This window comes from Robertkochia solimangrovi (genome assembly GCF_007279655.1).
In the GTDB taxonomy this organism is placed as follows: Bacteria; Bacteroidota; Bacteroidia; order Flavobacteriales; family Flavobacteriaceae; genus Robertkochia; species Robertkochia solimangrovi.
In genome coordinates, this window is the sequence record NZ_QKWN01000001.1 from 301,620 (window position 1) to 324,275 (window position 22,656).

General features: G+C 40.8%; 24 protein-coding genes. 9 read left to right on the forward strand and 15 right to left on the reverse strand.

Annotation, left to right across the window (positions count from 1 at the left end; genetic code table 11):
* Nucleotides 1–52: 52 nt before the first annotated feature.
* The 4 genes from DMZ48_RS01255 to DMZ48_RS01270 form a co-directional block, all read right to left on the reverse strand.
* Nucleotides 53–2,473, reverse strand: coding sequence for a ribonucleoside-diphosphate reductase subunit alpha (locus DMZ48_RS01255; protein ID WP_143953283.1), 2,421 nt, complete (start codon nt 2,471–2,473; stop codon nt 53–55).
* Nucleotides 2,474–2,594: 121 nt separating this feature from the next.
* A complete protein-coding gene (locus DMZ48_RS01260) occupies nt 2,595–3,575 on the reverse strand; it encodes a ribonucleotide-diphosphate reductase subunit beta (protein ID WP_143953284.1) in 981 nt (326 codons plus the stop codon).
* Between the two features lie 270 nt (nt 3,576–3,845).
* A complete protein-coding gene (locus DMZ48_RS01265) occupies nt 3,846–4,817 on the reverse strand; it encodes a hypothetical protein (protein ID WP_143953285.1) in 972 nt (323 codons plus the stop codon).
* A gap of 155 nt (nt 4,818–4,972) precedes the next feature.
* Nucleotides 4,973–5,542: a DUF3109 family protein gene (locus DMZ48_RS01270; protein ID WP_143953286.1), complete on the reverse strand. Its 570-nt coding sequence runs from the start codon at nt 5,540–5,542 to the stop codon at nt 4,973–4,975.
* A 123-nt stretch (nt 5,543–5,665) separates the two neighbouring features.
* On the opposite strand from DMZ48_RS01270, the gene DMZ48_RS01275 reads away from it, so the two are divergent.
* The 3 genes from DMZ48_RS01275 to DMZ48_RS01285 are packed head-to-tail and all read left to right on the forward strand — an operon-like array spanning nt 5,666 to nt 7,089.
* Nucleotides 5,666–6,238 carry a MarC family protein gene (locus DMZ48_RS01275; protein WP_143953287.1) on the forward strand — a complete coding sequence of 191 codons (573 nt, stop codon included), beginning with the start codon at nt 5,666–5,668 and terminating at the stop codon, nt 6,236–6,238.
* A gap of 39 nt (nt 6,239–6,277) precedes the next feature.
* Nucleotides 6,278–6,481, forward strand: coding sequence for a hypothetical protein (locus tag DMZ48_RS01280; RefSeq protein WP_143953288.1), 204 nt, complete (start codon nt 6,278–6,280; stop codon nt 6,479–6,481).
* Nucleotides 6,478–7,089, forward strand: coding sequence for an FAD-dependent oxidoreductase (locus DMZ48_RS01285; RefSeq protein ID WP_143953289.1), 612 nt, complete (start codon nt 6,478–6,480; stop codon nt 7,087–7,089). The genes DMZ48_RS01280 and DMZ48_RS01285 overlap by 4 nt, the downstream gene beginning before the upstream one ends.
* Before the next feature lie 7 nt (nt 7,090–7,096).
* Here the strand turns inward: DMZ48_RS01285 and DMZ48_RS01290 are convergent, their stop codons facing one another.
* The 4 genes from DMZ48_RS01290 to DMZ48_RS01305 form a co-directional block, all read right to left on the reverse strand.
* Nucleotides 7,097–8,698 carry a S41 family peptidase gene (locus tag DMZ48_RS01290; protein ID WP_143953290.1) on the reverse strand — a complete coding sequence of 534 codons (1,602 nt, stop codon included), beginning with the start codon at nt 8,696–8,698 and terminating at the stop codon, nt 7,097–7,099.
* Nucleotides 8,699–9,133: a deoxycytidylate deaminase gene (locus DMZ48_RS01295; RefSeq protein WP_143953291.1), complete on the reverse strand. Its 435-nt coding sequence runs from the start codon at nt 9,131–9,133 to the stop codon at nt 8,699–8,701.
* 118 nt (nt 9,134–9,251) lie between these two features.
* Nucleotides 9,252–9,836: a HupE/UreJ family protein gene (locus DMZ48_RS01300; protein ID WP_143953292.1), complete on the reverse strand. Its 585-nt coding sequence runs from the start codon at nt 9,834–9,836 to the stop codon at nt 9,252–9,254.
* 94 nt (nt 9,837–9,930) lie between these two features.
* Entirely contained in the window at nt 9,931–10,662 is a 732-nt protein-coding gene (locus tag DMZ48_RS01305; RefSeq protein ID WP_143953293.1) for a TerB family tellurite resistance protein, read from the reverse strand.
* A gap of 185 nt (nt 10,663–10,847) precedes the next feature.
* Here DMZ48_RS01305 and DMZ48_RS01310 point away from each other — a divergent pair, with 185 nt between their 5' ends.
* From DMZ48_RS01310 to DMZ48_RS01325, 4 genes are all read left to right on the forward strand, one after another.
* The gene (locus DMZ48_RS01310; protein ID WP_143953294.1) at nt 10,848–11,258 is read left to right on the forward strand and encodes a BrxA/BrxB family bacilliredoxin; all 411 of its coding nucleotides are present in this window, start codon (nt 10,848–10,850) and stop codon (nt 11,256–11,258) included.
* Between the two features lie 66 nt (nt 11,259–11,324).
* The gene (locus DMZ48_RS01315) at nt 11,325–11,759 is read left to right on the forward strand and encodes an arsenate-mycothiol transferase ArsC (protein ID WP_143953295.1); all 435 of its coding nucleotides are present in this window, start codon (nt 11,325–11,327) and stop codon (nt 11,757–11,759) included.
* A 24-nt stretch (nt 11,760–11,783) separates the two neighbouring features.
* Nucleotides 11,784–12,527: a lysophospholipid acyltransferase family protein gene (locus tag DMZ48_RS01320; RefSeq protein ID WP_143953296.1), complete on the forward strand. Its 744-nt coding sequence runs from the start codon at nt 11,784–11,786 to the stop codon at nt 12,525–12,527.
* A 9-nt stretch (nt 12,528–12,536) separates the two neighbouring features.
* Nucleotides 12,537–13,199: an HD domain-containing protein gene (locus DMZ48_RS01325; RefSeq protein ID WP_143953297.1), complete on the forward strand. Its 663-nt coding sequence runs from the start codon at nt 12,537–12,539 to the stop codon at nt 13,197–13,199.
* An 18-nt stretch (nt 13,200–13,217) separates the two neighbouring features.
* On the opposite strand, the gene DMZ48_RS01330 is transcribed toward DMZ48_RS01325, so the two are convergent.
* The 7 genes from DMZ48_RS01330 to DMZ48_RS01360 all read right to left on the reverse strand — a co-directional run bounded on the left by DMZ48_RS01330 (nt 13,218) and on the right by DMZ48_RS01360 (nt 20,272).
* Nucleotides 13,218–13,994, reverse strand: a complete 777-nt coding sequence (locus DMZ48_RS01330; protein WP_143953298.1) for an enoyl-CoA hydratase/isomerase family protein — start codon at nt 13,992–13,994, stop codon at nt 13,218–13,220.
* A 45-nt stretch (nt 13,995–14,039) separates the two neighbouring features.
* Nucleotides 14,040–15,491 carry a sensor histidine kinase gene (locus DMZ48_RS01335; protein ID WP_143953813.1) on the reverse strand — a complete coding sequence of 484 codons (1,452 nt, stop codon included), beginning with the start codon at nt 15,489–15,491 and terminating at the stop codon, nt 14,040–14,042.
* Nucleotides 15,492–15,579: 88 nt separating this feature from the next.
* Entirely contained in the window at nt 15,580–16,128 is a 549-nt protein-coding gene (locus DMZ48_RS01340; protein ID WP_143953299.1) for a CopD family protein, read from the reverse strand.
* Nucleotides 16,129–16,180: 52 nt separating this feature from the next.
* Nucleotides 16,181–17,518, reverse strand: coding sequence for an MATE family efflux transporter (locus tag DMZ48_RS01345; protein ID WP_143953300.1), 1,338 nt, complete (start codon nt 17,516–17,518; stop codon nt 16,181–16,183).
* A 14-nt stretch (nt 17,519–17,532) separates the two neighbouring features.
* A complete protein-coding gene (hemH, locus tag DMZ48_RS01350) occupies nt 17,533–18,555 on the reverse strand; it encodes a ferrochelatase (protein ID WP_199287918.1) in 1,023 nt (340 codons plus the stop codon).
* A 92-nt stretch (nt 18,556–18,647) separates the two neighbouring features.
* Nucleotides 18,648–19,382 (reverse strand): ThuA domain-containing protein, encoded by a 735-nt coding sequence (locus DMZ48_RS01355; protein ID WP_143953302.1) that lies wholly within the window; start codon nt 19,380–19,382, stop codon nt 18,648–18,650.
* 2 nt (nt 19,383–19,384) lie between these two features.
* Nucleotides 19,385–20,272, reverse strand: a complete 888-nt coding sequence (locus tag DMZ48_RS01360; protein ID WP_143953303.1) for a helix-turn-helix domain-containing protein — start codon at nt 20,270–20,272, stop codon at nt 19,385–19,387.
* A 208-nt stretch (nt 20,273–20,480) separates the two neighbouring features.
* On the opposite strand from DMZ48_RS01360, the gene hemA reads away from it, so the two are divergent.
* Together hemA and hemC are read left to right on the forward strand one after the other, a co-directional pair.
* Nucleotides 20,481–21,734, forward strand: a complete 1,254-nt coding sequence (hemA, locus tag DMZ48_RS01365) for a glutamyl-tRNA reductase (RefSeq protein WP_143953304.1) — start codon at nt 20,481–20,483, stop codon at nt 21,732–21,734.
* Complete coding sequence (gene hemC, locus DMZ48_RS01370) at nt 21,731–22,654, forward strand: hydroxymethylbilane synthase (protein ID WP_143953305.1); 924 nt, start codon at nt 21,731–21,733, stop codon at nt 22,652–22,654. Before hemA ends, hemC begins: the two co-directional genes overlap by 4 nt.
* Nucleotides 22,655–22,656: the final 2 nt, after the last annotated feature.

The window sequence follows — 22,656 nt, forward strand, 5'->3', positions numbered from 1 at the left end:
GCGGCTTCATTTAAATGAAGCCGCTTTCTTTTATACATAGAATAAACGTTATTTAAGAACCACACATCAGACAATCATCATCCTGACCGTCTTTAGATTTTGCCAGCATTTCTTTTAATTCCTGTGGAGTCAGAGGTTCTACCGCAACAGGTGCTGGCTTCTCTTTAACTGCCGCAGCATTTATCTCAACAGGAGCTGATTTCTTGGAATTATCAAGCGTAAACTTGATCGCATCCACCGCTGATTTAGTTCTGAGGTAGTACATACCGGTCTTTAATCCACTCTTCCATGCATAAAAATGCATCGATGTAAGCTTCGCAAAGTTCGCACCTTCCATAAATAGATTCAGGGACTGAGACTGATCGATAAAATATCCTCTGTGTCGTGACATATCGATAACATCCTTCATACTCATTTCCCAAACAGTTTTATACAAATCCTTTATATCCTGCGGAATCACTTCAATATGCTGAACCGAACCATTGGCACGCATCAATTCCTGCTTAAGTTCTTCATTCCATAATCCAAGATTTACGAGATCTTCCAATAAGTGTTTATTGACTACGATAAATTCCCCGGACAATACTCTTCTGGTATAGATATTTGAAGTATAGGGTTCAAAACATTCATTGTTTCCAAGGATCTGCGATGTTGAAGCTGTAGGCATTGGCGCCACGAGCAGTGAATTTCTCACTCCATGTTTCATCACCTTTTTTCTAAGATCACTCCAATCCCAATTTCCGGAAAGTTCTTCATCCTTGATACCCCACATATTGTGCTGAAACTCTCCCTGTGATATCGGAGAACCTTCATAAGTCTGATATGGCCCTTCCTCTTTTGCCATTTCCATCGAAGCCGTTACAGCAGCATAATAGAGGGTCTCAAAAATATCCTGGTTCAGTTGTTTTGCTTCATCTGAAGTAAAAGGCATACGCAGCTTGATAAATGTATCTGCAAGTCCCTGAACACCCAATCCGATCGGTCTGTGTCTGAAGTTTGAATTCTCTGCTTCTTTAACAGGATAATAGTTCCTGTCGATTACCCTGTTCAGGTTGCGTGTTACTCGCTTGGTAACTCTGAACAGTTCTTTATGATCAAAACTTCCATTCTTGATAAACATAGGAAGCGCAATGGAAGCCAGGTTACAAACCGCTACCTCATCTGATGAAGTATATTCAAGAATCTCAGTACAAAGGTTGGATGACCTGATCGTTCCGAGATTTTTCTGATTTGACTTTCTATTAGCAGCATCCTTATACAACATATACGGAGTACCGGTCTCTATCTGAGACTCCAATATCTTTTCCCAAAGTTCACGAGCATTGATCGTTTTTCTACCTTTCCCTTCACCTTCATACTTGAGATATGCTTTCTCAAAATCATCTCCGTATTTATCAGGTAATCCCGGACATTCATTCGGGCACATCAGAGTCCATTTACCATTCTCTTCCACTCTTTTCATGAACAGATCCGGAATCCACATGGCATAGAAAAGGTCGCGCGCACGCATTTCCTCTTTACCATGATTCTTTTTCAGATCAAGAAAGTCCATAATATCAGCATGCCATGGCTCCACATAAATCGCAAAGGAACCTTTACGCTTCCCACCACCCTGATCTACATATCTTGCGGTATCATTGAAAACTTTCAGCATAGGCACGATACCATTTGAAGTTCCGTTGGTACCTGCAATATAACTTCCGGTGGCACGTACGTCATGGATTGACAAACCGATTCCTCCGGCAGATTGTGAAATCTTGGCAGTTTGTTTCAGCGTATCATAGATCCCGTCGATACTGTCCTCTTTCATGGTAAGCAGAAAGCAGGATGACATCTGAGGTTTAGGCGTTCCGGAATTGAACAGCGTAGGCGTAGCATGCGTAAAGTATTTCTTCGACATCAGCTCATAGGTTTCAATAACACTATCGATGTCATCCAGATGAATTCCAACAGCAACCCTCATCAGCATATGTTGCGGTCTTTCGGCAATCTTACCATTAAGCTTCAACAAGTAAGATCGCTCCAGAGTTTTAAAACCAAAATAATCATACCCAAAATCACGGTTATAGATGATCGTTGAATCAAGGACTTCAGCATTTTCCGTTACCACCTTAAAAACCTCATCAGAAAGCAGAGGGGCGTTTTTACCGGTTCTTGGATTGACGTAATTATAGAGATCAGTCATGGTTTCCGAGAATGACTTTTTCGTATTCTTATGGAGGTTGGAAACCGAAATTCTCGCAGCCAGTTTAGCATAATCCGGGTGCGTGGTTGTCATTGTAGCAGCGATCTCCGCAGCCAGATTATCCAGCTCTGAAGTAGTAACACCATCGTACAATCCTTCGATCACACGCATCGCTACTTTAACAGGATCTGTTAATTCGTTTAATCCATAACACAACTTTCTCACCCTCGCAGTGATCTTGTCGAACATTATGGGTTCTTTTCTACCATCTCTTTTAATTACGTACATGCCTTTTGTTTGGTTTAGTTTTTTTGGTTATAAATACCTACCCGTTTCCCCATGGAACGGTTTGCTGAATTCATTAGTCTCTTCCAAAAGAGCGTTTTGGAAACTATAAAGGGTCTGTTAGTTAAAAGTCTGCGTCGAAACTAATCTTCTGATTATCCTCATCCTTGTTCAATACACCTGCCTTCTGATATTCAGACACTCTTTTCTCGAAGAAATTGGTTTTCCCCTGAAGCGAGATCATATCCATAAAGTCGAAAGGATTCGAAGAATTGTATACCTTCTCACAACCTAGCTCCACCAATAAGCGATCGGTAACGAATTCAAGATATTCCGTCATCAGTTTCGCATTCATCCCAATTAGACTTACCGGCAACGATTCTGTGATAAATTCACGTTCAATATTAAGCGCATCAACGATGATATCTTTAATTCGTTCTTTAGGCACTTTATTTACGAGATGGTGATTATGTAAATGTACCGCAAAGTCACAATGCATCCCTTCATCTCTGGAGATTAACTCATTCGAAAAGGTCAATCCAGGCATAAGTCCGCGTTTCTTCAACCAGAAGATCGAACAAAAAGCTCCTGAAAAGAAAATACCTTCAACAGCCGCGAATGCGATCAGTCGTTCAGCAAAGCTCGGAGATTCGATCCAGCGTAAAGCCCAATCTGCCTTTTTACGGATGGCAGGGAAATTTTCGATTGCCTTAAATAAAATACCTTTTTCTTTTTCATCCTTTACATAAGTATCTATCAAAAGTGAGTAGGTCTCAGAATGAATATTTTCCATCATGATCTGAAAACCATAAAAGAATTTAGCTTCCGAAAACTGAACTTCATTCACAAAGTTTTCTGCTAAATTTTCATTTACAATTCCGTCGGAAGCAGCAAAGAAAGCCAGGATATGTTTGATAAAATATTGCTCATCTCCATTCAGTTTATTGTTCCAGTCATTCAGGTCCTGATGAAGATCGATCTCTTCTGCCGTCCAGAAACAAGCTTCCTGCTTCTTATACCAGTCCCAGATATCATGATGTTGAATTGGAAATATTACAAATCGGTCCTTGTTTTCCTGTAAAATTGGTTCTACTGCCTCTGACATTTTTAATCTTATTTAAGGAGTTAGTTATTGATACTTTGAGGTATTTGGGGACTAACAAATATTTAAAAATGAAGGCAGAATTGAAAGGGCGTTTAAGCCTTAGGGCGTAAAAGTTTTTAACAAGAATTGTTGAAATGTAGATTAATCATTGATGAACAGTGGGATTGTAAATTGTTCTGACTGCTTACAAATTTTTAAAGCTTCAACAAAGGTTAAACTGAATTGATTTTTAGTGATTTTCAATCTGTCTACTGCGAACACAGGCCAGAACTAATCCACAGTGAACAGATAAAGCATTTTTGCCGATAAGGGATCCGGAATTTCAGAAATCAATGCATAATTTCCAGGAGTGAGATTCACCTGAAAAAATCCGGTTTGTCCTTCATCAAGTTCCTGAATTCCTCCCAAAAACACCAGATCGCTTGGAGCAGGACTCATAAGACCTTTTGGATCCATCCAATTCATCCACGAAGAAAGCTTATCCAGATCTGCATTTTTACCTAAACGAACCAGATGTACATCATGACCCTGTAAATTCTTATATCCTTCCTGATCCAGAAAGTTCACCGCAAAGGTCTGCAATCCTTTCGCCGGAATATCATTCAAGGCTATTCCATTTTCAGAAGACAGATCGATCTCATATGCTGCGTTTGGCCTTCCTTGTTCACCATTAGCTTCGGTCACTACAATTTCCTTGAGCATCCCCATGAAGGAATGAAAATTACCATCTGGCCGTTTCACATAACATTCCATCAGATAATTTCCCGGCGACAAATTTATGATCGACCTTCCTGCTTCGCCGGGCGATACCAATCCGACCCCTCCAATAACCCCAACTCTCGAATTCCATGCCGGAAGTTTCTCAAAGGCTTTTTGACCGAATTCGATGTCACCATCGATGATCCGATCCATACCTTCTTTATATACTGGAATTATATCCGATGAAAAATCTTCGAGATGTATTCCTTCCGGCATTTTTTTGAGAATGAGAAAATGAGTTTCTGATGATAGATTCACATACTTAAAGGTCGTCCAACCGGAAGAAATCGAGTCTGCACTATAGAATTCCATATGCCGGGTAATAACCTCAACCACCTTACTATCGGATCTTTCTTTTAATACCGCAGTTTCAGTAATCGCCGTACCCGTTTGCACTGGAGTATCCCTCGCAGAATGGTTACCTGTATCCCGGCAACCTGTGAAGAACAAAAAGAAAATAACACAAACCTTAAACCTAGCCATCCCCAACCTGATAATAAAAATTGACTTTCCGTAATACTTCATCTAAAACACTCAACCGAACAATATTCGGCCTGCGCTTCCCTTTCATATTACAGAAAAACTGTCAATTTACTTAAAATCAGCAAACAAGCAAAAAAATAAGGACTTAACAATGATCAGGGACGATGCTCATCTGCAACTTTTTCGAGCTCCTCATACCACTCTTTTCCAAATTTTCTTATCAGAGCATCCTTAACAAATTTATAGACCGGAACCTTTAGCTCCCGCCCAAGCGTACAGGCATCGTCACAGATATACCATTTGTGGTAATTTACTGCAGAAAACTCATTATAATCTTTAACCCGAACAGGATACAAATGACAGGAGACCGGCTTTTTCCAATCGATCTCACCTGAGTTATACGCCTCTTCTATACCACAAAGGGCGGTACCTTTTTTATCGAAGGTCACATAAGCACATTCGCTGCCATTCACAAGAGGAGTCTCCCATTCGCCATCGAGTCCTTTGATATAGACACCCTGTTCTTCGATCGCTTTCACCCCTTCTTTTCTGAGGAAAGGCTTCACCTTAGGGTAAATCCGATCGAGTATTTCCAATTCATTTTCCGACAGCGGAGCACCCGCTTCCCCTTCAACACAACAAGCCCCTTTACAAGCAGAAAGATTACAAACGAAATCTTCTTCAATAAGCTCTTCTGATACTATGGTTTTTCCTAATTGAAACATATTGCAAAGATATCCTAATTGTTGAATTTGCCTTTGGTCATATTCTCTTAAAATTTCTCATTGAAATAATCTCAGATCTTGTTGTTATTCATAATTTTGCTCCAGTTTCTAAACTGTATCATTATGAATTTCGATCTTAAGGAAATCCTGACAGCGGGCATGATCCTTTTCGCCATCATCGATATCATCGGCAGCGTACCGATCATTATTGATCTGAGAAATAAAGTGGGTCACATTCAATCAGAAAAAGCCTCGGTCGTTGCTGCGGTAATAATGATCGCATTTCTTTTCATCGGAGAAGAGATCTTAAAATTGATCGGTATTGATGTGAACTCATTTGCCGTTGCCGGTTCTTTCATCCTGTTCTTCTTAGCAATAGAAATGATTCTCGGAATCACTCTTTACAAGGATGATGCTCCGGAAACCGCATCCATTGTACCGCTGGCATTTCCACTGATCGCCGGAGCAGGTACTATGACTTCATTATTATCTCTAAGAGCCGAATATCATGTAGAAAACATTATCGTTGCCATCATCATTAATATTATCTTTGTGTACATCGTTCTGAAATCCTCAAGAAGGATCGGAGCTGTACTGGGAAAACAAGGACTGGCGGTAATTCGCAAAGTGTTTGGAGTGATCTTACTAGCCATCGCAGTTAAACTTTTCACCACCAACATATCCGGTCTATTGTAATAATGTAGAAATACGGGAAACCGTGCTAAATGATTAGTCATGAAAACCATCACTATAGTTCTTATTGTAATCGCTGTTGCCATCATTGGCTATAATGCCACACTGATCGATTTTGAAAATCCATTTGAAGGTGATAGTGTAATCGCCCTGATAGGTATCGTTGCCGCGTTATGTGCTGTACTTTTACTGGTGATCTTCAATCAGTCGAAAAAAGTGGAACAAAAGATCCGGGATAAAAAATGAAATATGACATCCTGATCATCGGTGGTGGCGCCGCCGGACTTCAATGTGCACTGGTATTGGGATCTGCTATAAAGCAACCTTATGCAGCAGATAAGAAGATAGGAATCATCATTCATCAAAAAGCTTCACATCTGAACTCCGCATTACTAAATAATGTTCTTGGAATACCCCCGGGCACCGAGGGAGGTGTCATTTTGGAATCCGGTAAAAAACAACTCTCAGACCTTTACCCTCATGTTGACCAGATCGAAAATGAGAAAGTCCTGAATATTTCCGGCACCGAAGGTAATTTCACAATCACTTCAAATAAAAGAAACTATCAGGCCGTGGAGATCGTTATCGCAACCGGGTATGCCAAACCATTCGGCATCAAAGGACTCGAGAACTTAGAGATCCCTCATCGCAGATCGGTTGCCGAAAAAGATCGGATCGAACTTAAGAACAGTGACCACCTTAGCGCTCCAGGCCTATGGGTGGCAGGAACATTAGCAGGATGGAGAAGTCAGTTTGCGATAGCTGCGGGAAGCGGAGCTCAAGTTGCTACTGACATACTTACCAAATGGAATAATGGAAAACATGCAAAAGTGCATGACAAGATAGCTGAGTAAAGAATCGCTATTCCGATTCCTTTTCACTGATTCCTATAACCGTTTCAAGCATCGGATCCTGGGCACGAAGTATCTTTTCAGAAGCATTCTGACCGTACAATTGTTCGGCAATAGTTGCTTTTAAATGAATTCTGAGACTTTCCTCATGATTATCAAAATTCATTTTCTTGAAGGCAGTCTCCTCTCTTAAAAGAAATTCCGAGAACCCATCCATCAGATCCTGATCAACCACGTATTCCGCATTGTACTGATTAAAATCCATGCCTTTAAATTCGTTTCTGTGATTATCGAGGTATTCAAAAACGTAGAAAGACATCAGGCCCGATTCAAAAATGTAATTGTAATAACTTTCTTCTCTGGTTTCTTCAAGAGGTACAAAGACATCGGGTATAATACCTCCTCCACCGTAAACGATTTTACCTTTAGGTGTCCTGAATATTAAAGAATCGTCTACCTTGATACTATCTGCAGACTGAAGCTCACCGTTATCATAACGGTGATAATAGCTTTCGTAATAATCTTCGGTACCATGATCATAAGGCCTTTGGATCGATCGACCTGTTGGGGTGTAATATCTGGAAACAGTAAGCCGGACAGAAGACCCATCACCGAGCCCCATTTCCCTTTGCACAAGTCCTTTTCCAAAAGATCTTCTTCCCACTATGGTTCCACGATCGTTATCCTGCAGAGCACCCGCAACGATCTCGCTTGCGGAAGCTGATTTTTCATTGATCAGCACAAAAACCTCTCCGTCTTCAAAATCACCTTTTCCGGTTGCGTAGGAATTCTCGATGGCACCACTCTTATTCTTAGTGAATAGTATGAGCTTATCATCCTCCAGAAATTCATCAGCGATCTGCTCTGCGATTCCCAAATAACCACCAGGATTATCCCTAAGATCAAGAGCAAGCTTTCGCATTCCTTGTCGCTGCAATTCTCTTAAAGCCTTCTTGAACTCTCTGTAGGTGCTCTCAGCAAATCGATTCAGGCGAATATATCCCACCTCATCATCGAGCATATAATAAGCATCCAGACTACTCAAAGGAACTTTGGCCCGATTCAGTGTAATATCGATATACTTATCTTCTGATTTCCTGTAGATCTTGAGTTTTACCGGAGTATCCGACTCTCCTTTTAATTTAGAGATCACCCGTTCACTGCTCAGATTCTTACCATACAGAGTGTCACCTCCAGCCATTAGAATACGGTCTCCCGCTCTTATGCCTGCTTTGATGCTTGGTCCTCCTTCTATAGGTCTGATCACAGAAAGAGAATCCCTGAACATGTAAAAACTGATCCCTACCCCGACGAAATCCCCTTTCATATTTTCAGCGATGCGCTCGGCGTCCTGTTTGGGGATATATACAGAGTGTGGATCTAATTTATCGAGAATATTGTTTACTGTGACATCGACGATACTGTCTGTATTAACATCATCGACATATTCATAATCGATGTAATCAATAAGGCGGTTCAGTTTATCTTTTTTGGAATTGGTAGTAAAGAGCTTTTCAGGTGTATCCTTAAAATTCAATTTACCCCCTATAACGATCCCTAGTGCGAAAACTGCTGCAAGAATAAGAGGTAATATATATTTTCGCTTCTGCATTTACTCATCGTCTAAATTGTCGATCTTTATTAATTCAACGCCGGCTCTTTCGAGAAATTGCAAACCGGAATCATCTTTATAGGTATCCATGAATACCACTCTTTTAATTCCCGCCTGATGAACAAGCTTACTGCATTCCTTACAAGGTGAGAGCGTTATATATAAAGTGGCTCCGCTACATGATTGTGTGGAGGATGCCACCTTTAAAATAGCATTGGCTTCCGCATGGAGTACATACCATTTGGTGTAGCCTTCATCATCTTCACAATAATTTTCAAATCCCGTCGGTGTTCCATTATAACCATCGGAGATGATCATTCTATCCTTTACAATAATCGCACCAACTTGTTTTCTTTTACAATAGGAAAGCTTTCCCCATTCTCTGGCCATTCTTAAATAAGCCTTATCGTATTTCCTCTGCTTTCTTTCAGACATAAATGGATTCGGGTCAAAAAAAGCAACACTACGATTAGGTTGCTTCAGACGTCTTAACGAAGATATAAGGTTTCGCTTTGATTTACAACCTTATGACTAATAATTTCACTTTACAGCACTACCAGAGCCAATTTCCTCGGATCATCGGAATGACAAATCCGATGACTATCGAAGATATCACCATGATCCAGTCACGCTTGTTGAACCGGAATATGGATTGAAATAAAAATCCGAGAATCAATACTATCAATACGATGATCACCTGCGCTGCTTCCACACCCAGAGCGAACTCCAGCATCGGTAAAAGTTTACTATCCTTACCGGATACATTCATACGGAAAAAATTAGAGAATCCTAAACCATGGATTAATCCAAAGAATAAGGCCACAAAGAACGTCAACCCAAGTTTTTCCTTTCGAGCCCCTTTACCAGCTGTAAATACATTGAATACCGCTGTTATCAGGATCGTGATAGGAATTAGAAACTCAACATAACTTGCATTGATACTAACAACACCATAAGTTGCCAGTATTAAAGCAAGCGTATGACCCAATGTAAACATCGTCACTAGTGTTAAAACACGCTTCCAATCTTTGAACGTGTAAGGAACTGTAAGTGCTATCAGGAAAAGTACATGATCGTAGGCATTTATATCCAGGACATGCGTAAGTCCCATTTTAAGGTAAAACCAAAAATCTGACATTTAAAACGGTATTTATTTATAGATTCAGAGCAAGCCCAAACATACAATTATTTTTATCAAGAACTCAAAACGGATTCGTTAAAACAATGCTAACTCAGAATCCTCTTTCTTTTTGAATGGTTTCATAGGCACGCTGCACCTCCCGAAACTTTTCTTCAGCTCCTTTTTTGATCGCTTCATCATCTGTTCTGACCTTATCCGGGTGATATTTTTTAACCATTTCGCGATAAGCTTTCTTCACTTCAGCTTCCGTTGCAGAACTATTGACCTCAAGGATCTTATAGGCATTATCTGCAGACTTGACAAACATTGCTTTAATGCTTTCAAAATCTCTGCTCATCACTTTAAGATAACCTGCAATCTCTGCGATTTTATCCGCTTCAGCCTTACTTACCGAACCATCAGCCTGAGCTATCCCAAATAAAAAATGCAACAATTGCAATCGAACAGGATAGCGGGTATACTGATTTAAATAGGTACAAATTCTCGCAGCAGAAACCTCACGCTTCTTCACCACTTCATTGAATGTCCTGAATATGGCATTCGCCTTATTAACACCATAGGTTGAAACAAAATAATTCCGGACATAATTAAGCTCGGTTGGCGTAACATTACCATCGGCTTTGATCACGATCGAGCACAGTGACAATAAATGCAATTCAAAATCAGCCGGAGTGACTTTTTCAGTCGTTGCTTTTTGTTGCGTGGTGAAAACTGCAGGACTCTTTTGCAAGGTATCGACCATCCGGCCAATCATATATCCGATAAAGGCCCCGGGCAATCGATAAAGAAAATACCCTACAATCGCAAAGATCCATTGAAACATAGACAGTATTTTAGGATTTCAAAGATAAAAAGATTCGTCAGAATATCTTACCCTACACCAACTGTCTTTGGACCTTGTTAAGATTGACATGAAACTGTTGGTTTTTGATTATATTTGCGACATAAGAAAAATGATATAATAACCAGGTCGCTAATCGAAGCGATCTTCTTAAAAATAAATTGCTTATGTACCCAGCAGAATTAGTTAAACCTATGAAAGAAGACCTGACTTCTGTCGGGTTTACCGAATTGTTCACTCCGGAAGAAGTTGATGAAGCCATGAAAGCACAAGGCACTACGCTGGTAGTGGTGAATTCAGTTTGTGGTTGCGCAGCTGCCAATGCACGTCCGGGGGCCAAAATGAGCCTGTTGAACGCAAAAAAACCAGATAATCTTTTTACGGTTTTTGCAGGAGTTGAAAGAGATGCCACCGATACGGCAAGAGCCTACATGCTTCCTTTCCCTCCTTCTTCTCCAAGCATGGCCTTATTCAAAGATGGTGAACTCGTTCATATGCTTGAAAGACATCATATCGAAGGAAGGCCTGCTGAAATGATCGCAGAAAACCTTATGGATGCCTATAACGAATTCTGTTAATTACAGCATCCGAAAATTTTGAAAAAACCACGATCATATCGTGGTTTTTTTATGACGCATTACAATATGAACCAACACATTCTCTTTCTTTGTACAGGAAATTACTACCGTAGTCGGTTTGCAGAGATCCTGTTTAACCATATCTCCCGGATCGACAATCTTCCTTACCGCGCTGACTCACGCGGACTCAGAATTTCTCCAAGAAATAAAGGCCCCTTATCGATACATACCATCGAATATATGAAATCATTAAATATCGATATCGTCCCTTTTCTAAGAGACCCGTCACCGGTTGACGTATCCGATTTCACAAGCTATTCGGGTATTATAGCCATGGATAGAAAGGAACATGAACCCATGATGAAAGAACTGTTTCCAGATTATTATTCTAAAATTGAGTATTGGGATTTCGAAGATGACTATATTACAGCCCCGGAAATTGTTCTTCCGAGATTGGAGAAAAAAATCAGACTCCTTGTTGAACAGTTTAAATTAAAGTAATTTCATAGATATTTAGAACAACTTATGGCTAAAATAATCGCATACCCTTTAAGCGCCATTTACTATTTTGCATTCGGACTGTTACTGGTCATTTTCCACCCTATTCAATGGATCTGCTTTAATCTTTTCGGATACAAGGCACATAAAACCAGTGTTGAAGTTCTGAATTTCGGACTTATGAACTGCTTGTTACTTCTGGGCTCCTATGTAGTCTTTCGAAACCCTTATAAGCTTGCCACTGACCGACCTTCCATTATCGTGGCAAATCATCAGAGTATGTATGATATTCCACCAATCATCTGGCATTTACGAAAGATTCACCCCAAGTTTATCAGTAAAAAGGAACTGGGAAAGGGTATCCCCAGCGTTTCTTACAACCTTCGACATGGTGGTTCGGTATTGATAGACCGAAAGAATCCCGGTCAGGCGATCCGGGAAATATTAAAGATCTCAGCCTATGCTGAAAAAAACAACCGTTCTGTGGTTATTTTCCCGGAGGGAACACGCAGTCGAACCGGAAAGATCAAAACCTTCCAGCGACGCGGATTAAAAACCCTTATCGATAGAATGCCTCATGCACAGATCATCCCGATCTCTATAAATAACTCCTGGAAAACACAACGCTATGGTTCCTTCCCAATGGGTATTGGAAACCGAATTACTTTCGATATACATGAGCCTGTTCTTGTTGGAAGCATGAGCACGGATGAATTGATAGATCTTACTGAAAAAATGGTCATCAGCGGAGTTAAAGACAGGACAAATTAATACGGCAGCATGAAACTATCGAATACCGAGCTTATTGAACAAACCATCCAATTTGTCCGGGAAACCCTAAGAGGCGCAGAAGGCGGGCATGACTGGTTTCACACAGAACGCGTATTTAAAAATGCATTGTTCATCGCAAAGGATGAACCAAAGGCGGACCCCCTCGTCGTAGGACTGGGAGCCCTGTTGCATGATATTGCCGATTCTAAATTCCACGGAGGAGACGAAAGTATTGGCCCTGAACTGGCAGGAACCTTTTTAAGAGATCTTCAGGTATCGGAAAAAGTAATCGAACATGTCATATCGATCATTGAAAACATTTCCTTCAAAGGTGGGAATTTTGATCAGAAATTCAGGTCACTCGAATTGGATATAATTCAGGACGCCGACCGCCTGGATGCTATTGGCGCAATAGGTATTGCCCGCTGCTTCAATTATGGCGGATTTAAGAACAGACCACTCTACGACCCTGCAATCCCTCCCAACCTGAACATGAACAAAGAAGAATATAAGAATTCGGTGAATCCCACTATCAACCATTTCTACGAAAAACTCTTACTACTAAAGGATCGTATGAATACGAAAACGGGAAAATCTATGGCAGCGGAAAGGCACACTTTTATGAAAAGCTTCCTGGCACAATTCTACGCAGAATGGGAAGGTAAACGATAGTCCTTCGCTTTTTTTCGCTTAATTCCCTGTGAATTTGGCTTTTCTCTTTTCGAGGAATGCAGAAGTTCCTTCTTTGAAATCCTTTGATCCAAAACATTCTCCAAAAGCCTTGATCTCTGTACTGAAACCATGACGGCCAAAACCAGCATTAACAGCCTTGATCGCTGTGGCGATCGCGCGTGGTGAATTATTGATGATCTTCCCGGCAATACTTTTACACAAAGGAATAAGCTCCTCTTGAGCAACCATATGATTGATAAGCCCCGACATATGTGCCTGCTCCACTCCGATCATACCGCCGGTGAGGATCAACTCAAGCGCCCTACCCTTGCCGATCAATTGCGGTAGTCTTTGCGTACCTCCATAACCCGGAATAACTCCCAGTGAAACTTCCGGCAGCCCCATTCGGGCATTATCGCTGGCAACTCTGAAATGGCATGACAAAGCCAGTTCAAGCCCTCCACCCAATGCGAATCCATTGATAGCTGCGATCACAGGAGTTCCCAATCGTTCAATAAAATCAAACAAAATCTCCTGACCGCGAGCAGCAAGCTGCTCACCTTCCTTCATTGAAAAACTTGAAAATTCAGCAATATCAGCTCCCGCAACAAAAGCTTTGGTTCCTGCTCCGGTCATAATAATCACCCTCACCTCATCATCTTCATTAAGGGCTTTTAAAGCCTGATGGAGCTCACTGATCGTTTCCCGATTCAATGCATTTAACTTTTCGGGACGGTTGATCGTTAGCAATGCGATATGGTTCTCGATTTCGACTAATAGATTCTGATATTCCATAGTTTATTATTGTTGATTGATGTGTTGAATTCAGCGAACCTGAAGTTAAGAATAATTCGGCTTACTAAGAGGTTTACATTTAGGAAAACTTACGGTAAATACCGTTCCTTTATCTTTCAGAGAGGTAAAACTGATAGTCCCGTTATAATTCTCCACCATATTTCGAACCATTCCAAGGCCCAATCCCATTCCACTGGTCTTGGTCGTAAATTTAGGTTCAAATATTTTCAGGCTGTTCTCCTCAGCGATTCCGAGTCCGTTATCTGCCACAGTAATCTTTACCGATTCACAATCCGAAAACACATTAACCATAATCTTCGGCTCCCGGTCTTCAGGAATTGCCTGGATCGCATTCTTCACCAGGTTTGTTATAACCCGGATCAACTGAGTTCGATCCATTTTTACGATAACCTCTTCCTCATCACTAAAGAAACGAATATAATCTTCTGTAAAGATATCCAGTGCCAGTTTAACAACCTTGACCACATTTAGCGTTTCATTCTGTTGAGCAGGCATATTCGCGAAATTACTGAATGCTGAAGCAATACTGCTTAAGGTATCGATCTGTTGAATAAGTGTATGTGAAAATTGAGCGAGTTTCTCAGAAGCCTCTGGGTCATTGGCGTCGAATTTCCTTTCAAAATTCTGAACACTCAGACGCATCGGAGTTAACGGGTTCTTGATTTCATGCGCCACCTGCTTTGCCATCTCACGCCATGCTTGTTCCCGCTCACTCTTCGCCAGCAAAACCGCACTTTTTTCAAGCTCGTCGATCATCCCGTTATAGGCATCTACCAGAGCTCCAATCTCCTCACTTGGATCCTCGAGATAAATCTTTTCGTTCCGCTTACTCAACCTGGTCTCATCGAGTTTCTGACTAATACTCTTTAAAGACCGGGTAATATAACTGGATATGAGATACGCCAGCAAAATGGCGATTCCAAACATGATAAGAAACCCTCCTCCCTGTCTCATCAGGAATTCCTGTAATTCGTAATCATAGAAGGTATTATCTTCAAAATATGGAATGTTCAATATCCCGATAGGCTTGAACTTCTGATCGAGAATATACGTATAAGAGGATTGATAACGCTCTCCTGCGGCAGTATTTACTTCAACGTATCTTTTCGAATTCGTTTCAGGATTCACCACACTGTTCTTCAAACTGTCCAACACATAAGGAGGTACTTTCACATAAAGTGAATCATCTGCAAACCTGGATTTGGACCCTATGATCAAATGTCCTTCAAGATCAAAAATGTTAAAGTTCAGACTTTGAACATTAGCAATCTCATAGATCTTACGAAGAAAGATATATTTTAAATTGGAGGTTTTAACCTCATAAGTAGTACTGCGCAATTCGTAATCGATCTGAGCCTTAAGCTGCAATTCCTTACGTTCAAGCATTTCCCGGTGATAATCTTCATTTTGAATATTATACTGATAAACAGTCACTCCGGCGAAAAAGATAGACGAAATGATCACAATCAGGATCATCGTCAGAAAGATTCGGTACCGCAGGGATAGTTTTTTATACACAGCCTAATATTTTAATTTGAGGCATCAATAATTACGCCAAGCGCCTTCAGGCATCAGGGTTTTTATCTCGAATGGATTTATACAATTTTATTCCCAACATAATCAGGATCATCAATACAAACAACCCCGTTAATCCAAAGATCCAGTTCAGAGAACTTCTGAGTATTACCAGGAATATCACAGCAAATAATATGATAGTCGATCCTTCGTTCCAGATACGCATAAACCTCGACGTATATCGAATCTCATCTCGCTGAAGCTGTTTATACATCTGATGTGTCTTCAAGTGATAAATAATCAACAACAATACAAAAAGTAATTTCACATGCATCCAACCCTGCTGAAGCCAACCGGGCATAATAAGTAATAATAAAACAGCCGTGAAAATTGCAAGTATCGCTGAGGGCCAGGTGATGATATTCCACAGTCTTTTGGTCATCAGTTTTAACTGACTCGTGAGTATCTCACGCTCCGGAGATGGCTTCTCATCAGCTTCGATATGATAGATAAATAATCGCGGTATATAAAAAAGACCTGCAAACCAGGTTATCACGAAAATTAAATGTAAAGATTTGATGTAATTATAATACTCCATAGTAAAAGCTGTTTCCATGAACCGATGCTAACTTCGGTTTAGGCATTTCAATTTACAAATTTGTTTTAACCTCTTTATACAAAAAATACCCGGTCACGATTGTCGAGATCAGATCCGCTAGTGAAAAGGATATCCACACCCCTATCTCCCCAAGATATTTTGGAAGGATCAACACCAACGGTATAAAGAAAAAACCCTGTCGTGTCAAGGTTAGGAAAAAAGCCGGCACGACTTTCCCAACCGCTTGAAAATATGCTGAACCTATCAGCTGTATGACAACGATAGGTGTTGCAGCAAAAACAAGTCGCATCGCATTTGGAGTCTCCGAAAGCACTTGGGCTTCATCCGTAAAAACTCTTGTAATAGCTTCCGGAAATGCCATGATCAAAAGAAATACAACTAACCCCAATACGGCAGCATATTTGATAGCCGTCGTTATTGACTCTCGCACTCTGGGAAACTTCCCGGCACCATAATTATATCCCGCAATAGGCAGAAAACCCTGAGTAATCCCCAAAACCGGAAACAGTGCAAACATCAGCATTCTACCTACGATGGCATAAACCGTGATCGATGATTCCCCACCGATCTCAAAAAGTATATTATTAACGAAGAGATAGGTAACACTTACCACCGCCTGTCGGGCCAGTGTCACACCCCCAAGAGAAGCGATCTCTTTTACCAGGCCAGGAATCAGGCGCATATTTTTAAATCCGATAGTAAGCTCCGATCTCTTAGACAAAAAGAACCAAAGGATATAGAGCAAACAACATATATAAGATCCTGTGGAAGCCCATGCCGCCCCGAACATTCCAAGATCCATGATATTGATAAAAAGAATATCCAGCAAAAGATTACCTGCAGAAGGTATGATCATGGCGACCATGGCAAAACGAGGCTTACCCTCCGCCCTGATCACATTATTCCCCATCATACTTAAAGCCAGAAAAGGCACACCGTATAAAACGATACGGTAATAAACTCGTGCAGGTTCGAATATCGCACCTTTACCTCCAAACAAAGGAATTATATCATCCGTATACCAAAGTCCGAAGAAAACCAAAATACTGGTCAGAATCAGTGTGAGTGTAATCTGATTTCCAAATGTATCAAGTGCTTTTTGCCTGTTACCTCCTCCGAGAGCCCTGGAAATTATAGAAGCTCCTCCGATACCTATCGCCATGCCGAGTGCTGCGATAAAAAAGGACACCGGCAACACAACATTGATCGCAGCGATTGCTGTAGCTCCGATCCAGTTTCCCACAAATATGGTATCGACCAATATATTCAGGGACATTACCAGAATTCCTATGGAAGCAGGTACCGCCTGTTTGACCAGTAATTTACCGATGGGTTGCGATCCTAATTCCTCAGAAGAGATTTTCGCCATATACAGCTATTTTATCAGACAGTGTGAATTGCCCATTCATCGATCCATCGTGCCAGCACTTTAACCCATCCTTCATCATCATTCAAACATGGCACCAGATGAAAGTTTTCACCACCGTGCTCCACAAAACTATCCTTTGCCTCCATACCGATCTCCTCGAGGGTCTCAAGACAGTCAGAAACGAATGCAGGAGTAACCACAGCCAGATTCTTAACCCCTGTTTCAGCATATTCATCTACCGTTTTATCTGTAAATGGTTTCAGCCAAGGGTCAATCCCGAGTCTTGATTGAAAGGAAGTATGATAACTCCCCTCAGGAAGCTCAAGATATTTCGCTACCAACCTGGTGGTTTCATAACATTGGTGACGATAACAGAATTGATGTGCAGGGGAGGGATTTCTACAACATTGACCATCGATCCTGCAATGAGAGCCGGTTACGTCTGACTTTCGAATATGTCTTTCCGGTACTCCGTGATACGAGAAAAGCAATTTCTCCCAATCCTTTCCTTCCAGTTCCTTCCTGATAGATTCAGCAAGCACTCTGATATAATCGTCATGATTATAAAATGCCGGAATAGTCGTGAAGGTCATGTCTGAAAAGAATTTTTTTCTAAGCTCTTCAGCCAGAACAATGATCGTCTCGGTAGTAGCCATTGCAAATTGTGGATACAAAGGAATCAGGAGCACTTCATTCACTCCCAGGGCCTTCAGAGACTCCAAACCTTCTTTTATCGAAGGATTTCCGTAACGCATCGCTAATGCAACAGGAACGCTGGTTAGTTTGTCTACTTTATCCTGAAGTCTTTCAGATAATACGATCAAAGGAGAACCCTCATCCCACCAAATACGGGAATAAGCCTCTGCTGATTTTTTAGGCCGGGTTTTTAAAATAATACCTCTGACTATCAGACTGCGCAACCAATAGGGCATATCGATCACACGCTCATCCATTAAAAACTCATCCAGATATTTTTTTACATCTTTGGGATCGGTCGAATCCGGAGAACCCAGATTTACCAGTAACACTCCTTTCATCAGGCAATAGTATTTTAAGCAAATTTACACTTTTAAGCGGCGTTATCCATGTTTGCAATAGGAATAGTTTATAGCCCGCCAATTTAGTTGATTCAACGGTGAAGACAGTATTCGATACCGCCAAGTATATGTTCGCGAAACAACGGCTCACTATACGATTCTTCAGTATGACCCAATCCCGTATAGAACATTCTTCCTCCGTCAAAATCCCTACACCAGGCGATGGGATGATCACCCCCATTCTTACCTCCCTTATAACTGGATTCATCCAATTTGAGTAAAACCTGAATTCCATCCTGGATCTCTTTATAGTTATACCATTCATCGGTTCTTTCCCAATGTTCCGGCAACATAGAAGTCGAAGGATGAGCGTCATCAATTCGAATTATCGTAGCTTCCTGAGTTTTTGGATGATCTACAAAATAAGCGCCTGTAAGCTCACCATACCAGGACCAGTCGAATTCTGTATCTGCTGCAGCATGTATACCTAAATAACTTCCACCGTTCTCAATATATTTTTTAAAAGCCGCTTCCTGGCCGATATTGAGCACATCTCCTGTAGTTGACAGAAATATCACAAGATCATAGGCTGCAAGGTTTACATCATTAAATTGTGAGGCATCTTCGGTATGAGAAACTTCGAAGTTATGTTGCTGCCCCAACGACATAAGCATCGCAACCCCAACAGGAATTGAACTATGCCGGAATCCTTCGGTCTTTGAGAAGACCAATACACGATCTGTTGCCGAAAGATTCTCTGACTCATTACTCCCACAACCCGTCATATAGATTGAAAATAAAGAGATCAAAAATTTCAGATATATCATGGCTATACGTTTAAGGACATTAGATATTTTTTGGGGGTGGTTCCGTATTTCTTTCTGAAGGCTGCGATAAAATGACTCGAAGTGCTGTAGCCTACCTTATGCCCTACTTCATTTACATTGCAGGTTCCGCTTTCCAGCATCTTTCTTGCATATTCCATTTTATAATCAAACAGAAAACTATAAACGGAATCTCCATAGATCTGTTTGAATCCTTCTTTTAATTTTTTAATATTCAACCCGATCTCTTCAGCTAATTCCTGCAATCCGGGAGGTTCAGCCATTCTTGAGATTACAATATCCTTAGCTCTTTTAATCCGTCTTACATTATCTTCATCGATCAGAAACGGACATTGATCAGTATCGGCATCCTCTGGCTGATTGAAGTATAAAGCGAGTAATTCATATACTTTTGCTTTCAGATAGATATGTTTGACCGAATGATGCATATTGAAGTTGATAATCTGACTCAACACCACCGATATTGCAGGAGTTACCGGTAATGAATTATAATATTTTTTGTCCCTGTTCTCTTCACTCAAAAACGTGATATAATCGGCTTCCATGGAAAAGAGACTATGAAACTTCTTTATCGGTATCAGCAACGAAACCAGCCAGGTCTTGGAAAAAATCGTTAGATTCATCGGAAGGTCTCGCTGAGGATTGTACAGCAGTAAAGAACTGTCTTCATTGACTTCCAGAACATACCGCGAATTGTTAAAATTAAAATTGGTATTCCCTTTTAAACAAAAATGAAACTGTATGAAACTACTGTCAACATCCTTTGTAAAGGACTGAACTTCATCAGTTTCATTCTGATACTTTATCAGCTTAAACCCTTCTTCGAACTCCACTTCCTTCAAAGTTCTTTCAGCGATATTTTTTTTACTCATAATCCCCTAAATTAGCCGTTCATTTATTTAGAACAGTTCTAAACTAAACACCATAGAAACGCGGTCACAATCCCAAAAATACGTTATTTTAGGCAATTAAGCCTTTCAGGCAATATAAAAGACCTCAAACGATAAAAAAAGTACCTCTAGCGTTATTTTTTTATAAATAACACCCCTAATTTTGTCACCTGACTTCAGAATTAACTGAATGAAAGCGTTTTTACATTCCAAACATAATTCCTTCTACACCGTAGGTATCAGTTATAAGAAAGCTGATGCCGGCGTCCGTGGTCAATTTAGCATGGACGAGGAAACTGTAGTGAACCTGCTTCGTCAGGCAAAATCTTCGGGTATAGAAGGTCTCATGGTCATTTCCACTTGCAACCGAACAGAGCTATTCGGATTTGCCCAACACCCCTTTCAATTAATTCAATTACTTTGCGGAAATTCCAACGGAACCGTTGAGCAATTTCAATCGATCGGATATGTCTACAAAAATTATGAGGCGATCCATCACATGTTTAAGGTGGGTGCAGGACTCGATAGTCAGATTCTGGGTGATTTTGAGATAATCGGACAACTAAAGCAAAGTTTTATTCGCTCAAAGAAGGAAGAGTTAACGAATCCTTTTCTGGAAAGACTTTGTAACTCTGTGATCCAGGCCAGTAAACGAATAAAGACTGAAACAGAGATATCATCTGGCGCCACTTCTGTCGCCTTTGCTTCTGTTCAATATATTTTATCACGCGTACCGGAAGTCTCAAAGAAGAATATTCTACTTTTCGGTACCGGTAAGATCGGAAGAAACACCTGTGAAAATCTGGTCAAGCATACCAGAAATAACCATATTGTTCTTATTAACCGGACTCGTGAAAAAGCGGAAAGGATCGCTGGAAAATTCAACCTCATCGTTAAAGAATATGCCCAGCTCCAGGAAGAGATCCGGGATACCGATGTGCTCATTGTCGCTACAGGTGCAACACACCCCACCGTAAATCGGGAATTGATTCATACCACAAAACCTTTACTCATCCTCGACCTCTCCATTCCAAAAAACGTTGACGATGATGTAAAATCCATGGACAATGTAACTCTTGTTCATCTGGATCAGTTATCCAAAATGACAGACGATACACTCAAAAGAAGAGAAAAGTTCATACCTAAAGCCAAAGAAATCATCGAAGAGGTCGAAGAAGATTTTAAAAGTTGGCTTGAAACCAGAAAATTCGCCCCTACCATAAAAGCCCTTAAGAAAAAATTAAAAACTCTTAAGGATTCCGAAATTGAGTTCCAGCGTAAAAAACTCAGTGACTTTAACAACGAACATGCTGAGATCCTAACCAACCGGATCATTCAAAAAATCACCACCCAATTCGCCAATCATCTGAAAGAATGTCCTGATTCTTCCGATGAAAGTATTGAACTCATAAAAAAAGTGTTTCAACTAGAGACCACCAAATGAATAGAATGATTAGAATTGGTACGCGAGACAGCGAATTAGCACTCTGGCAGGCCAAATATGTACAGCAACAACTGGAATCCTTTGGCTGTAGAACCGAATTAGTACCTGTAAAATCCACCGGAGATCTGATCCTGGATAAACCGCTATATGAATTGGGCATTACCGGCGTATTTACAAAGACCCTTGATGTTGCTATGCTAAAAGGAGAGATCGATATTGCTGTTCACAGCATGAAAGATGTTCCGACTCAATTACCCAAGGGAATTGTAAAAGCCGCAGTTCCGGAACGAGCAAATGTTCATGACTTACTCGTCTATAAAAACAACAACGAATTTCTTAACAACAAGAAAGCGTTGATCGCTACCGGGAGCCTAAGACGTAAAGCACAGTGGCTAAATCAATTCCCAAAACATCAGATCACAGATCTTAGAGGAAATGTGAATACGCGTCTTCAGAAGCTTGAAGACAACGATTGGAATGGAGCCATCTTTGCTGCTGCAGGTTTGGAACGAATCGGGATCAAACCTGAAAAATCGATGGTTCTTGACTGGATGGTACCCGCGCCAGCCCAGGGTGCAATGATGGTCGTGGCGAAAGAAGAAGACACCGACATCATCAATGCTCTAAAACCGCTCAACTCTTACGAGACAGATATCTGTACTACCATAGAGCGGGAATTCCTGCGCACATTGGAAGGAGGATGTACTGCCCCCATAGGGGCACTGGCTACCATCGACGTAGACTATCTTTGCTTTACCGGAGTTTTATTATCCCTTGATGGTAAGCAGAAGATCTCCATTGAAAAAAAGATTCTGATCGAACATTTCGAGGGACTCGGTGTAATTTGCGCACAGGAATTACTTGCAGATGGCGGACAACAACTCATGAAGAAAGTTCGAAAAGAACTGGAAAAGAAATAACG